The following is a 13865-nucleotide window of genomic DNA, read 5'->3' as shown; positions in this document are numbered from 1 at the left end:
CTTTTCATTTTAGGTCAATGTTTTTGACGTAAATTCCGCTCGGAAACCCAGTCATACCAAGGGTGTAAGCGTATAACATATGTCATTTTTGTTGTCAAGTTGATAAATTGCAGCTTTTTACAATTTATACTATGATAAGAATAGAAAACAGAAGATCGTATAAACATGAGGGATGATGAACATGAAGTTTACTAAGATTATTGTCCAAGTTGTAGCTCTTTACGTGTTTTACATGATTGGAACATGGGTGCAAGAAATGTTGAATATTCCAATTCCAGGTAGTTTGATTGGCTTATTTTTGTTGCTTATTTTACTTAGCATGAAGGTTCTTCCTGTGAAATGGTTTGATTTAGGAGCAGAAACACTCGTTGCTATTATGCCGTTTTTATTGATTCCGCCAACGATTGGCTTAATGAATTACGGTGCTTTTTTTATGAGTAAAGGAATTTCTCTTTTCATTACAATTGTAGCGAGTACATTTTTAATTATTATTGTCGCAGGACATACAGGACAATATCTTGCGAATAGAAAGGAAAAAGAATCGCGATGAGCCAAATATTAATCGGAATTGGTTGGGTTATTCTTACATTGTTATTATATCAATTATCTAAAAAGATTTATAAAGTATTGCCAACACCATTTACCATTCCAATGCTTGTAGCAACAGCATTAATGATTGTCTTATTACTTGTGCTGGATATACCATATCAACAATACATGCAGAGTGGTGGCGGCTGGATTTCAAAACTGCTTGGTCCAGGGGTGGTAGCATTTGCTATTCCATTATATAAACAGCGTCATGTGTTGCAAAAATATATTGTACCGATTGCGGGTGGTGTATTAGTCGGAACAACAGTTGCGATTGCAAGTGACTTAGTGATTGCAACGCTTATGGGAACAGATAAAAGCTTAATTTTATCTTCTTTACCAAAATCCGTAACAATGCCAGTTGCAATGAGTGTATCTGAGCAGGTTGGCGGCGTTCCATCTTTAACAGCAGCATTCGTTGTTGTTGCAGGGATTACAGGAACAATTACAGGTCCGCTTTTATTGAAATGGAGCCGCGTTACAAACTCTGTTGGTAAAGGGATTGGTTTTGGATGTGCATCACATATTATGGGTGTGATGAGAGCGATGAAAAACAATGAACATGAAGGTGTTATTGGATCGGTAACAATGACATTGACGGCTATTTTAACTTGTCTGCTTGGACCGCTATTTGCAACCATGTTTATGTAATAGATGAAAGCGAGAGCAATAGGAACAGCTCTCGCTTTTCTGTTGGATTTGTGCTACAGTTAAATTAACTGAATCTTTGTAGGAGGTACGCCAGGTGCATACGTTATTATCAGTTTTACTTATTATTGTATCGATTTTAATGATTGTTATGGTACTTATGCAGTCTAGTAATAGTTCAGGCCTTTCAGGTGCTATTTCAGGCGGTGCAGAGCAATTATTTGGTAAGCAAAAAGCACGCGGAATTGAAGCGGTATTAAACCGTATTACAGTTGTTTTAGCTGTACTATTCTTTGCACTAACAATTGGAGTTACGTACTTAAGCATATAAGTAAAGGTCTTGCTTTTTGACAGATATGAAAAAAGAAGAAGCGTTAGCGGATTCGCGCTAATGGTTCTTCTTTTTTTGTCTCATTTGTATTTCATTATTCGCAAAAAGTTTCTAATTAGATTATGGAAATGGAACTATGGTAAACTAAGGATAGAAACAATACGACTAGATTATAGAAGAGAAAGAGGAGAAGAAGATGATGAAATTAGCATCTCCGAAACCATTTACATTTGAAGGTGGAGACCGTGCTGTTTTATTACTACATGGATTCACGGGAAATTCAGCTGATGTACGTATGCTCGGGCGTTTTTTAGAGAAAAAAGGCTATACTTGCCACGCCCCAATTTATAAAGGTCATGGTGTACCGCCAGAACAACTTGTTCGTACAGGTCCTGAAGACTGGTGGAAAGATGCTATGGCTGCGTATCAACATTTGAAGGATCAAGGATATGAGAAAATTGCGGCTGTTGGACTATCACTGGGCGGTGTATTCTCGTTAAAACTTGCTTATACATTACCGATTTTAGGTGTAGTACCAATGTGTGCGCCAATGTACATTAAGAGCGAAGAAATTATGTACCAAGGTATATTGGCATACGCACGTGAATATAAAAAACGTGAGCAGAAATCACCAGAGCAAATTGCAGAAGAAATGATGGAATTTAAAAAGACACCAATGAATACATTAAAAGCATTACAAGATTTAATTCGTGACGTACGCAATAATGTTGATATGATTTATGCTCCAACATTTGTTGTACAAGCACGCCATGATGAAATGATTAATACAGACAGTGCAAACATTATCTATAATGGTGTAGAGTCCACGTTAAAAGAAATTAAGTGGTATGAAGATTCTACGCATGTTATTACGCTTGATAAACAACGTGATGAGCTACACGAGGATGTATATAACTTCTTGGAGCAACTAGATTGGTAAGATCTAGTTGCCTCTTTTTTTCATGAGGTATTAAAACCATTCTTTTTAGGGTGGAAGAGAGGGTCCATCGATGGATAGAAGTGGTCAGTGCCTTTTTTCGCCCCATGCTGTGTGAGAACAGAAGGAGAGAATGAGTGGAGGGCTTCTTTTATAGACGCAACGTAGGTTCCTGTAAATCAAAAGGGGTTTATATAGAAATAAACTTTTGAGATGAGGATTACGCAGCAGAATAAATGGTGAAAAACGAGTGTTTATAGAAGTTTCACTTTATATAGAGTCAATGTTTCGGATACACTAAATAATATGAGGATTTAAAGGAGGTATTTGTGCTTGGAAGACATTATTCAAGAACATATTGATAAATTATTGTTATTTATGAAAGAAGAAGCGTATAAGCCGCTAACGATACAAGAATTAGAAGCTGCTTTTGGAATTGTAGATTCCGCTGGCTTTAAAGATTTTGTAAAGGCACTTGTTATGATGGAAGAGAAAGGACTTGTTGTTCGTACACGTAGCAATCGCTATGGCCTTCCAGAAAAGATGAATTTAGTGCGCGGTAAGTTAATTGGACATGCACGTGGTTTTGCATTTGTCGTGCCGGAAGAGAAGAAGACAGGGGACGATGATATTTTTATCCCGCCCACAGAATTAAATGGTGCACTTCATGGCGATACAGTGTTAGCTCGTATTAATTCACAATCTAGCGGATCACGCCAAGAAGGTACGATCATTCGTATTGTAGAACGTGGTACGAAGGAACTAGTTGGTACATATACAGAATCAAAAAATTTTGGATTTGTACTTCCTGATAATAAACGTTGGACAAGTGACATTTTTATTCCGAAAAGTGCATCTATGGGTGCGGTAGAAGGGCATAAAGTTGTTGTGAAAATTACAAGCTATCCGCAAGATCGTTTAAGTGCGGAGGGGGAAGTTATTCAAATTCTAGGTCATAAAAATGACCCAGGGGTAGATATCTTATCTGTTATTCATAAACATCATTTGCCATTAGCATTCCCGGAAGATGTAATGGAACACGCGAACAGTGTACCAGAAACGATTTCAGAAGAAGATTTAAAAGACCGCCGAGATCTTCGTGATCAAATGATTGTGACAATTGATGGTGCAGATGCAAAAGACTTAGATGATGCGGTAACAGTAACAAGGCTTGAGAATGGTAACTATAAACTTGGTGTTCATATTGCGGATGTAAGTCATTATGTCCATGAAGGATCTCCAATTGATGTTGAAGCAGCAGAGAGAGCAACGAGTGTGTATCTTGTTGACCGTGTAATTCCGATGATTCCACATCGTTTATCAAACGGAATCTGTTCCTTGAATCCGAAAGTGGATCGCCTTACACTATCTTGTGAAATGGAAATTAACAATCTTGGTGATGTTGTGAGCCATGAGATTTTCCAAAGTGTCATTAAAACGACAGAGCGTATGACATACGCTGATGTAAGAAGTATTTTAGAAGATGAAGACGAAGAGTTAATTAAACGTTATGAGCCATTAGTACCGATGTTTAAAGAGATGGGTCAGTTAGCGCAAATCTTACGTGAAAAACGTATGAGACGTGGTGCGATTGACTTTGACTTTAAAGAAGCAAAAGTACTAGTAGATGAAGAAGGTAAACCGACAGATGTTGTAATGCGTGATCGTTCGGTATCAGAAAAGCTAATTGAAGAGTTCATGCTTGTTGCCAATGAAACGGTAGCAGAGCATTTCCATTGGATGAACGTACCGTTTATGTACCGTGTCCATGAAGATCCGAAAGAAGATAAATTAGAGCGTTTCTTCGAATTTGTAACAAACTTTGGCTATGCGGTAAAAGGACGTGCGAATGAAATACATCCTCGCGCGCTGCAACAAATTCTTGAAATGGTACAAGGGCAGCCTGAGGAAGTCGTGATTTCAACAGTTATGCTTCGTTCGATGAAACAAGCTCGTTACGATGCAGATAGCTTAGGTCACTTCGGTTTATCAACAGAATTCTATACACATTTCACATCACCAATTCGTCGTTATCCAGATACGATTGTTCACCGATTAATTCGTGAATATATTATTAACGGTAAAATTGATAACGAAACACAAGCAAAATGGCGTGAAAAGTTACCAGAGATTGCAGAGCATTCTTCTAACATGGAACGCCGCGCTGTTGAGGCAGAACGCGAAACAGACGAACTGAAAAAAGCAGAATATATGCTTGATAAGATCGGTGAAGAGTACGACGGTATGATTAGTTCTGTAACAAACTTCGGTTTATTCGTAGAGCTTCCGAATACAATTGAAGGTCTTGTTCACGTTAGCTATTTAACGGATGATTACTATCGTTATGACGAACAGCACTTTGCGATGATCGGTGAACGTACAGGTAACGTCTTCCGCATCGGTGATGAAATTACAATTCGCGTTATTAATGTAAACAAAGATGAACGCGCAATTGATTTTGAAATCGTCGGTATGAAAGGTAGCCCAAGACGTAAATTCAAAGATCGTCCAGTTGTGATTGAACAGCCAAAAGGTGGTAGAAAGAGACGCAGTGGTCGCGGCGAACGTAATAATGAGCGCGGCGGTGCACGTGACAATGAACGTGGTAGTGGAAGAAAATACGAACGTGGTGGTCAAGGGAAAGAATCCTCTGGTCGTCCAGGGAAAAAAGATGGTAACGGTAAAAAGAAAAAGCCATTCTTTGAAAATGTCCCAGGATTTAAGAAGAAAAAGAAAAAGCGTAAGTAAGAAGGAGGGCTTTGCTTATATACTGAGCGAAGCCACTTCTTTTCTGGTGGTATCTAGTTAAGGCGGCAAGCTCTTCGTGTTTAAGAACCTTCTGCAAAAGAAGATAAAAAGCATCCTCTATGCGAAAGAACCTTAGCCGATCAGAGCCGAACATTCTGAGCGAGCACTTCCACTTTTTCGTAATTTTTGTTAAAATGGTACAAATAGAGGAGGGACATAAAATGCCAAAAGGTAGTGGTAAGGTTATTGCACAAAATAAAAAAGTATTTCATGATTATTTCATCGACGAAACATACGAAGCAGGGCTTGTCCTTCAAGGAACGGAAATTAAGTCTATTCGCGCCGGACGCGTAAACTTAAAAGATGCTTTCGCACGTATACATAATGGTGAAGTTTGGGTGTATAATATGCATATTAGTCCATATGAGCAAGGGAATCGTTTCAATCACGAGCCGCTTCGTACAAGGAAATTACTTCTTCATAAGAAAGAAATCGACAAGCTAATTGGCTATTCAAAAGAAACAGGTTATACGCTTGTTCCAGTTAAAATCTATTTAAAAAATGGATTTGCGAAAATGGCACTTGGTGTAGCACGAGGGAAGAAACAATATGATAAGCGTCATGATTTAAAAGAGAAGGAAGCGAAACGCGAAATCGCACGTGCATTCCGTGATCGTCAAAAGATGTAATACAAAAATTTACATTTGTAAAATGTTGAACGTATGATATAATAATTCATGTAAGGCCAGTGAACATTGAAAAACAGCTCATTAAGTAGCTATCACGAATATACTTCGTATGCTCCATTCTTATATGGGGACGTTACGGATTCGACAGGGGTAGTTTGAGCTTAAGTTGCGAGTCGAGGGGATCGGCCTCGTTAAAACGTCAAAGCCAATAACTGGCAAACAACAAAACAACTTCGCTTTAGCTGCTTAATACAGCTTAGCGGTTCCTCCCTCCATCGTCCATGTGGTAGGGTAAGGGACTCAAACTAAGTGGACTACGCCGGAGTTCGCCGTCTGAGGACGAAGGAAGAGAACAATCAGACTAGCAACTTGGAAGCCTGTCGATAGGCCGAAGAGTTTGCGAAATGCCAATATATCGACTACACTCGTAGAAGCTTAAGTGCCAATATCTTTGGACGTGGGTTCGACTCCCACCGTCTCCACCAATACATATTTGGTGGTTTTTTTATTTTGTTGTGATATGAACCATAAGTTTGCCGGAACGGCAAGCTTATGGTTCTTTTTGTTTGTGGTAAACTTATGCTTCCAGGATTTGAAGAATATTTTTAATGTCGCTTTTTAAATAAAGTCACGGTGTTTATAAAAAAGACGTGATGTTTTGAATAAAGTCGCGACGTTTATAAAAAATTGCGATGTTTTGTCCCTTTGGATCTGTTTATCTAAAGGGATGTTTTTATAGTGAGAAGAAGATCTGAACTGAAAGGCGGATTAAGGAACTGTTGAGTAGCAATAAAGTTACTCCATTAAAGGGCCATTTAATGGAGCGAGTTTGTGGAACTAACGAAACATCATAAAGAAAATTGTGGGATTTTCAAAGGCAATAGGTACATAAAAAGAGAACATATTTATTAATGTTATTTGAATTACTGAAAGGAGAGAGTAGAATGAAAGATAAATTATTGAGGGTTGGAACTATTTATATTCCTGTTACCAATGTAGAACTTTCTTCAAAATGGTATGTTGTGGATTTGAAATAAAGTCGCGATGTTTTTAATAAAGTTGCGAAGCTTTACCCCCTTTAGATATGATTGTCTAAAGGGGGTGTTTTTTATGTCTAAAAGAAAAAGAACATCTGAAATTGAAAAGTGGATGAAGCAAGATCGAGGTTCAGGTATAGGTCCAGATTATCAGCCTTAGTTGAAGATTCAAGATGTTTCATCATTGGGTGGATCGACGAGATTAAGGGTATCAAAACGAAGCGTCAGCATGAATTTTTATCAGACTTGGAACGAAACCACTTTTACTTAACTGAATTTTCGTGTTTATAGATAGATATCAGAGAGAAATTCCCTCTATTACTTCAAATAGTACCTGTATTATTTCAATGATATATTTCCTGAAGAGGTTTCCAATTGCACTTTATAATCCCCGCTCCCAGACGTTCCTTTTGTTTCTTTTTTACCTTGTTGATGATTATCTAATACGATGCCGACTGAACGTCTCCCGCTGTTGGATTTGAGGAGTAGCGTGACATCTGGTTCATGCCCATTCAAGGAAACGTCCACATTTCCACTTGTTGTAGTAACGTAAACCTCACTATGAAAGTGAAGGAAGTCAAGTTTTACGTTACCACTACTTCCATTAACTCGCAGGTTGTGCGTTTGCAGCTCCTTACCAACGACGCTGCCAGAAGAGCCATCGACTATGATTTCTCCTGTGAATTCAGTGGGAATTCGAACTTCCAATTGGGGCATCCGATCGATTTTAAACAGACGGGTTATATCATTTTTTACTCGAATCATTATTTTTCGTTTCCCCTTATCCATTAAAATTCTCGGACCATTGTCGTATAAAAGTAAGTACACTTCCAATTCATCTATATCCGCTGATACTATATTTATCTTTGTGCTTCCATGATCTATGTGAATGGTATCTATATCTTTAAGGGAAGCCATTTGAAAGTCTTCACTTTCCAAACCTTCCGTACAGGCACTTAAAAACATTACAGCAAGAATAACCGACATGACCATAAAGTATTTCTTCATCTTTCAACACTCCTCTCGTTGGATACCATTATAGAAGGTGACGTCACATCAATTTCAAGTTTTATATAGATTTATTAATGAAAATTAAAAAAAGTCTAAAAAAACTTGAAGTTTACGTTGCGTCATTTTATATACTGTTTAGTAACTACTATATATATCCATTTTGATTTTTCGACATATAAGTCGCGGCTATGGATAACAAAAGGTGACCTGCACTCGTTTTTTCTCTTTGTTTTCACTTGGCATGGGGCACAGGAAAAGGATCTAACCGCTTCTATGCATGAACGGATGCTCTCTCCCACCTAAAAAGAAGGGTTTTATATTGGTTTTTTAATTTGTATTTATATATTTAGAGATATCTAGATAAAAGAGATTAGGAAAATAGGAGGTTTTTAGATGAAACAGGGAGATATTATTATTTATGGAAGCGTCATTATAGGTGCAGGTATTGGACTGACACTGGATAATGCATTTCCTGGTGTACTGATTGGCTTAGGAGCAGGATACTTACTTAAAAATTTTTTTCGTAAAGAAGAATAAATGTGGAATGAATAAAACAATTGTTAACGATAGAGTCTTAACGTACAGAAAGGTAGGTTTATCAGTTGATACACATTAATAAGGTTGGGGAGCTGACAGGTGTTACAGTAAGAACACTGCGTTACTACGATCAAATCGGATTATTAAAACCAGCATCCAAAACAGAGGGTGGCCATCGTTTATATACGAATGAAGAAATAAAAAAACTACAGCAGGTTCAATTTTTAAAAAAGGTTGGATTTCCGTTACATGAGATTAAGAATATGCTCGCTTCCAGTGCGTGGGATTGGTCGGATAGTTTAAAGAGTCAATTATCTTTTGTAATGAAAGAACAGGAAAATTTAAAGAAAATAGAGTTATTCTTACGGGAAATGATACATGGAATCGCGATAGAAGGAGAAGAAAACTGGATCGCGATTCAGAAGATTATGCAATTATCCAGTAAAGATAAAGAAATACAGCAGTATTATCGTGAATCTGTATTTAAAGACAGAGAAATAAAACTATGGGAAAAGGTTCCCAATATGACAAGTGACAGCTGTGATTCACTCGAATGGATTGCTCTGATAGGTCAGTTAAAGCGTTATATGGAGGACGGCCCAAAAGCACCCAAAGTCCAAAATATCATTAGAAGAATGGATGAAAAGCGCTTAGAGGAGTTTGAAGGTGAGGATGAATTTTTAGATAAGCTGTGGGAAATAAGGATGTCGCCAAAGCAATCAGAGAAACTGAGATTATATCCAATTGACCAGGATGTGCTTGAGTTTATGGATCAGGCATATGCCATTTTTATGGCTGAAAAGAATAATCCCCAACCGGAATAAGGGGGAAAGAATGATGAGTACAGAACTACTTCTCCTAATAGGGGGATTGGCCCTATTGGACACGCTAAGCCCTGCCACATTAGGGGTAACAGTATATTTGCTTTTAACAGATAAAGAGAGACTTACCAAGCGTTTATTGGTTTATTTATTGACGATAGCAGGATTTTATTTTGCTGTTGGAGTTTCACTCATGTTAGGATTAGATTTCTTGCTTGAGATTATTTCTGGCGTATTTCAAAATCGAATCGTAAGCTGGACGTTCTTTATTATTGGGGTGATATTGTTCATAGCAAGTTTTTATGTTCCAACAAAGAAAAGTTCAGACCTACCTGCACCAAAATCAAAAAGCATTCTTTCAATGGTTGCTCTGGGATTCACTACTTCATTAATTGAAGTAGGTACTGTATTTCCTTATTTTGCAGCAATTGGCATAATGACTACTTCTAATCTATCGTGGGTGGAATGGTCTTCTATTTTAGCTGGATACAACTTTATCATGGTGTTGCCTTCCCTCGTGCTGTTTCTCTTCTATCTCCTGTTTGGGCGGTGGATGCAAACATCTCTCGAGAAGCTTCGAGTGAAAATCGCTAATTATACAGGATCGGCTCTTTCGTGGATTATGTGTATAGTTGGACTCATCCTGATTTTTAATAGCCTGGATTATTTGTAGGATGTTTGACCAGAGTATTAGATGAAAGTAGAATTATTCAACAATCGGGTACGATTTTTGAATAACAAAGGCAAAAAATGATTAAACTTTTTTATAAAGACCAATTTTAATTCTGCTGAAGAAGAATCCATTTTGATCAAACTTTTTTCAAAATGGATTTTATTGATTTATCGTAAAATATGGGTTTATGAGGCATTTTTGATCAAACTTTATTTCAAAGCTACATATGTAAACAAATTAGGTGCAGAGTTAAGCTATAAAGACGAAGACAAGGCTATTCTTAACTTTGCAAACCAAAGTTTTTTTCTGGTTAAATCCCAAGCAAATCAAAGCTTAAATTTTTACGATTTTTGTGGTGAAGAGCGCTTCTCTTTAACATTTGAAGTTAATGGTTTAAATGCACTTGAATCAATCCATAGTGATTTTATTAAAAAAGAAATAAAAGTTGGAGAGATCGAGAACAGAGGACACACTGGAAAGAACTTTGTTTTTTATGATTTAGATGGTAATAAATTTGATGTCTGGAGTGAATTAAGTCCCATCTTCAAACAAAAATATCTAATATCGCAATAAGGGATTTTGATCATTCAATAAACAGTGGATTTTCAGGAATTAATATGGTGCCAACTAAGTTAAATCATTATTCCGCAATCGGGCCAGATTGTAGAGTAAAGTAAAGAATTATTAGAAAGTAAATCAAACCTCTACTTTTAATTTTGCTGCATATAATGATGGTGGGGTGAAAGGAATTGAAGATTAGTCAAATGAAATGGGCTGGTTATGCCGCATGTATCTGGTCGCTCTTGTATATTCCGATTCACGTTTATTGGGCATTTGGAGGAATGGCATGGATGCCTGGGGTTTTGAAAGATGAGGCGATGTGGGAAGCAGTAAACTGGGGAGCATCTGCAATGTTGTTAGTAGCTGCAATACTTGCGCTTTCATTGGTTCATCCTTGGGGGAAAAGTATCCCACGATGGTTAATGCTTGTTATGGGCTGGACTGCTTGTATACTTCCATTCATGCATGCTGTATATGGCTATGTTACAAAGGGGCTCTTATTGGCTGGCATTATTCGTTTAGAGTTCTTTGATTTCTCTGTATGGGCAACTTTAAACGTCGAATATTGGATCCTAACTGACCTTTTACTTTTCGAACCTTGGTTTTTAATCGCAGGGATCTTATTCGGATTGGCTACTTTGCACTATCAGAGTGATATAAGGGGAGTAATGGATCAACAATGTAATATTAAATAAGATTTGAGCAATAAATAATGTAAAAAACCCGAAAAGTTACTGTAATTAATAATAATTGTGGATAAAATTTCAGATGTCTTATCCAATTAAAGGGCGCTTTAATGGAAGAAGGATCACAGAAATGATCAGACTTTTTTATAAAAGAATGATTCAATTAAATAAATTAAGAGCGTGTTTTGATCAATCTTTTTTCAAAACACGCTCTTTCTTTTTGCTCGTTTATCAAGGTTATTAGTATCAATTTGACCAAACATTATTCCAAAGCTACATTAATAAAACACACGGCAAGCTTATGGGTTAATAATTAACTCACGGCAAAGTTATGCTTCCATTTTCTTTGGACAATTAGTTAAATATCTTCTAAAATAAGCGATTTCCGGCAAGTTTATGCTTCCAACTGCAGCAAACTTATGGGTAAAGTGACATGTTTTTATGTAAAAGAATCAAAAAGTGACAATGGCATAAAAAATAATTCCATTTATAAAAAATAAAGAAGTTGGTATAGTACCAGCTTCTTTATTTTTTATGAAATAGATATTGAATTGAAATAACTTATATCGTTGAACGATTCGAGTGACTCTTTACTGAAGTCCTTTCATGAAGCTTTGAATTTTTGTTGATAGCATAAATAAAGTGATACTTACTATAATGGATATAGCTCCAATTACTCCAAAGTAAATGATTTCTGTTGCGGGATTATACAGTTTTACAACTTGTGCATTTATGGCTTGTGCAGATGCGGTAGATAGAAACCATAAACTGATTGTTTGCGCTGAAAAAGCAGCTGGAGCTAATTTTGTTGTTATTGATAATCCAGCAGGCGATAAACAAACTTCCCCAATTACGATTAACAAAAAGCTAAGAACTAGCCATATAGGGCTTGCTAGAGATTCTGTACCGTTAATAAAGGCAGGGATCATCATGATTAAAAATGACAATCCAGCAAAAAGTAATCCAATAGCGAATTTTTTAGGAGTGGAAGGTTGTTTTGTATTCAGTTTTACCCAAATCCACGCGAATATTGGTGCTAGTATTACTATAAATATAGGACTTAATGATTGGAACCATGCAGGTTGTATTTTAAATCCAGCGAATTGTAACTGAGTTCGTTGATCTGCATATGTTGCTAAAATAATTGCACCTTGTTCTTGTATCGCCCAAAATATCGCAGCTGAAATAAATAGGGGTATATAAGCAAGCAGGCGAGAACGTTCAACTTTAGTGGTTTTTGGACTACGATACATATAAATAAAGTAACAAGTAGGAATAATAATTCCTAAGATACTAATTAAAAAAGTAAAACGATTAATAGTTAATATACCCGTTGGTATTGTAATAGCACATAAAAGTATGATTACAATGATACTGATGCTAAAGTGTTTAATAGTTTTTTTTCTTTCAATATCTGTTAAAGGGTTTGGCACTTGAGTGCCAGCTACTCCAAGAGTCTTTTTTTTCGTAAAAACAAATAGTATTAAACCTATTACCATACCAATTGCTGCGACTCCAAAACCAAGATGGAAGTTATATTGTTGACCTAATGTACCAACAACTAAAGGAGCTACAAGAGCACCTAAATTAATGCCCATATAGAAAATACTGAAACCAGAGTCTCGGCGTGTGTCTGATTCATGATATAAATTTCCAACAATGTTAGAGATATTTGGTTTTAATAATCCTGTCCCAAGTATTAAAAATACCATGGAAATAAATAAAGTAATGATACTACCTGGCAATGTTAGAATAAGGTGGCCAATCATAATTAAAACTCCACCCCAAAAGACTGTTTTACTTGAACCGAGTAAACGATCAGAGACCCAGCCGCCGATAACACTGGACATGTATAATAGAGAGCCGTAAATTGCCATGATTGAAGTGGCAGTAGCTTGATCAAGTCCTAATCCACCTTTTGCGATGGAATAATACATATAGTAAAGTAAAATAGCTCTCATTCCATAATAAGAAAATCTTTCCCAAAACTCGGTGAAAAATAAAGTGAATAAACCTTTAGGGTGACCAAAAAAACCTTGTTGAGGGATACTCTCCATCATTGTTTGTTTTTCTTTCATATCCATACCGCTTTCTCCTTCGTATATTTATATATTATTTTAGTATAACGTAAATGTTTAGGATTGAAAGTAGAATATTGAAATGTATCTTTTTAAAATGTATCTCTCGCTTGAATTTGATGGGAGTATTGGTCTTTTGTATTCAATCTGTATGTTATAAGTGATAAAGACTTGTATTACTATCTAACTAAAATAAACTAGATGTTAAAAACATCTAGTTTATTTAGATCAACTCTTACTGCTTGCAGCTAGTGCTTTTGAAAAGGCAATATGGTGTTGTTTTTAAGAGGGTAGATAATATTTAAGGGGAACAATATAGTAGGATAAGGTAGATTATACAAGGGGATACTCCTTTGAACCTTGTGATTAGTACAACGCGTACAATTGTTAAGACTTCAGTTCATAATCAAGAGCTTCCTAAAAAATTGTTCATATTGCAAATCTCCCAAATAAAATTAAGCAGTTAGAAAGTGTATATGTAAAGAAACAATTATCAGCAAAGAAGTTAGGTGAGAGATCA

At 36.5% G+C, this 13865-nt stretch carries 13 protein-coding genes, 1 other RNA gene and 2 pseudogenes; 14 read left to right on the top strand and 2 right to left on the bottom strand.

Annotated features, from left to right (window positions below):
• The first annotated feature begins 181 nt into the window (after positions 1-181).
• The 9 genes and pseudogenes from NSQ40_RS25850 to NSQ40_RS25810 all read left to right on the top strand — a co-directional run.
• The gene (locus NSQ40_RS25850) at positions 182-550 is read left to right on the top strand and encodes a CidA/LrgA family holin-like protein (RefSeq protein ID WP_018765084.1); all 369 of its coding nucleotides are present in this window, start codon (positions 182-184) and stop codon (positions 548-550) included.
• Positions 547-1239 (top strand): LrgB family protein, encoded by a 693-nt coding sequence (locus NSQ40_RS25845; RefSeq protein ID WP_018765083.1) that lies wholly within the window; start codon positions 547-549, stop codon positions 1237-1239. Before NSQ40_RS25850 ends, NSQ40_RS25845 begins: the two co-directional genes overlap by 4 nt.
• Before the next feature lie 94 nt (positions 1240-1333).
• Entirely contained in the window at positions 1334-1567 is a 234-nt protein-coding gene (gene secG, locus NSQ40_RS25840; protein WP_003201945.1) for a preprotein translocase subunit SecG, read from the top strand.
• A 199-nt stretch (positions 1568-1766) separates the two neighbouring features.
• Positions 1767-2507, top strand: coding sequence for an alpha/beta hydrolase (locus NSQ40_RS25835; protein WP_018765082.1), 741 nt, complete (start codon positions 1767-1769; stop codon positions 2505-2507).
• Positions 2508-2837: 330 nt separating this feature from the next.
• Positions 2838-5252, top strand: a complete 2415-nt coding sequence (rnr, locus tag NSQ40_RS25830) for a ribonuclease R (protein WP_033797423.1) — start codon at positions 2838-2840, stop codon at positions 5250-5252.
• Between the two features lie 221 nt (positions 5253-5473).
• Positions 5474-5941, top strand: coding sequence for an SsrA-binding protein SmpB (gene smpB, locus NSQ40_RS25825; RefSeq protein WP_001123909.1), 468 nt, complete (start codon positions 5474-5476; stop codon positions 5939-5941).
• Positions 5942-6067: 126 nt separating this feature from the next.
• Positions 6068-6426: a transfer-messenger RNA gene (gene ssrA, locus NSQ40_RS25820) on the top strand.
• 459 nt (positions 6427-6885) lie between these two features.
• Positions 6886-6963: pseudogene (locus NSQ40_RS25815) on the top strand (VOC family protein); the annotation flags it as partial.
• 88 nt (positions 6964-7051) lie between these two features.
• Positions 7052-7266: pseudogene (locus NSQ40_RS25810) on the top strand (heteromeric transposase endonuclease subunit TnsA); the annotation flags it as partial.
• Positions 7267-7317: 51 nt separating this feature from the next.
• On the opposite strand, the gene NSQ40_RS25805 reads toward NSQ40_RS25810, so the two are convergent.
• Positions 7318-7986: a DUF4097 family beta strand repeat-containing protein gene (locus tag NSQ40_RS25805; RefSeq protein ID WP_003201956.1), complete on the bottom strand. Its 669-nt coding sequence runs from the start codon at positions 7984-7986 to the stop codon at positions 7318-7320.
• Positions 7987-8382: 396 nt separating this feature from the next.
• Here NSQ40_RS25805 and NSQ40_RS25800 point away from each other — a divergent pair, with 396 nt between their 5' ends.
• The 5 genes from NSQ40_RS25800 to NSQ40_RS25780 all read left to right on the top strand — a co-directional run bounded on the left by NSQ40_RS25800 (position 8383) and on the right by NSQ40_RS25780 (position 11276).
• Positions 8383-8526: a hypothetical protein gene (locus NSQ40_RS25800; RefSeq protein ID WP_003201958.1), complete on the top strand. Its 144-nt coding sequence runs from the start codon at positions 8383-8385 to the stop codon at positions 8524-8526.
• 65 nt (positions 8527-8591) lie between these two features.
• The gene (locus tag NSQ40_RS25795) at positions 8592-9350 is read left to right on the top strand and encodes a MerR family transcriptional regulator (RefSeq protein WP_003201960.1); all 759 of its coding nucleotides are present in this window, start codon (positions 8592-8594) and stop codon (positions 9348-9350) included.
• A 13-nt stretch (positions 9351-9363) separates the two neighbouring features.
• Entirely contained in the window at positions 9364-10020 is a 657-nt protein-coding gene (locus NSQ40_RS25790; protein ID WP_258248357.1) for a GAP family protein, read from the top strand.
• Positions 10021-10185: 165 nt separating this feature from the next.
• The gene (locus NSQ40_RS25785) at positions 10186-10593 is read left to right on the top strand and encodes a VOC family protein (protein ID WP_050780603.1); all 408 of its coding nucleotides are present in this window, start codon (positions 10186-10188) and stop codon (positions 10591-10593) included.
• A 176-nt stretch (positions 10594-10769) separates the two neighbouring features.
• Entirely contained in the window at positions 10770-11276 is a 507-nt protein-coding gene (locus NSQ40_RS25780) for a DUF3995 domain-containing protein (protein WP_224796002.1), read from the top strand.
• A 581-nt stretch (positions 11277-11857) separates the two neighbouring features.
• Here NSQ40_RS25780 and NSQ40_RS25775 read toward each other — a convergent pair.
• Positions 11858-13351 (bottom strand): peptide MFS transporter, encoded by a 1494-nt coding sequence (locus NSQ40_RS25775; protein WP_003201966.1) that lies wholly within the window; start codon positions 13349-13351, stop codon positions 11858-11860.
• Between the last annotated feature and the right edge of the window lie 514 nt (positions 13352-13865).

Origin of the sequence: Bacillus sp. FSL K6-6038 (assembly GCF_038050455.1) — a bacterium.
Classification (GTDB): Bacteria; Bacillota; Bacilli; order Bacillales; family Bacillaceae_G; genus Bacillus_A; species Bacillus_A pseudomycoides.
This window is presented reverse-complemented; position numbering and strand designations above follow the sequence as displayed.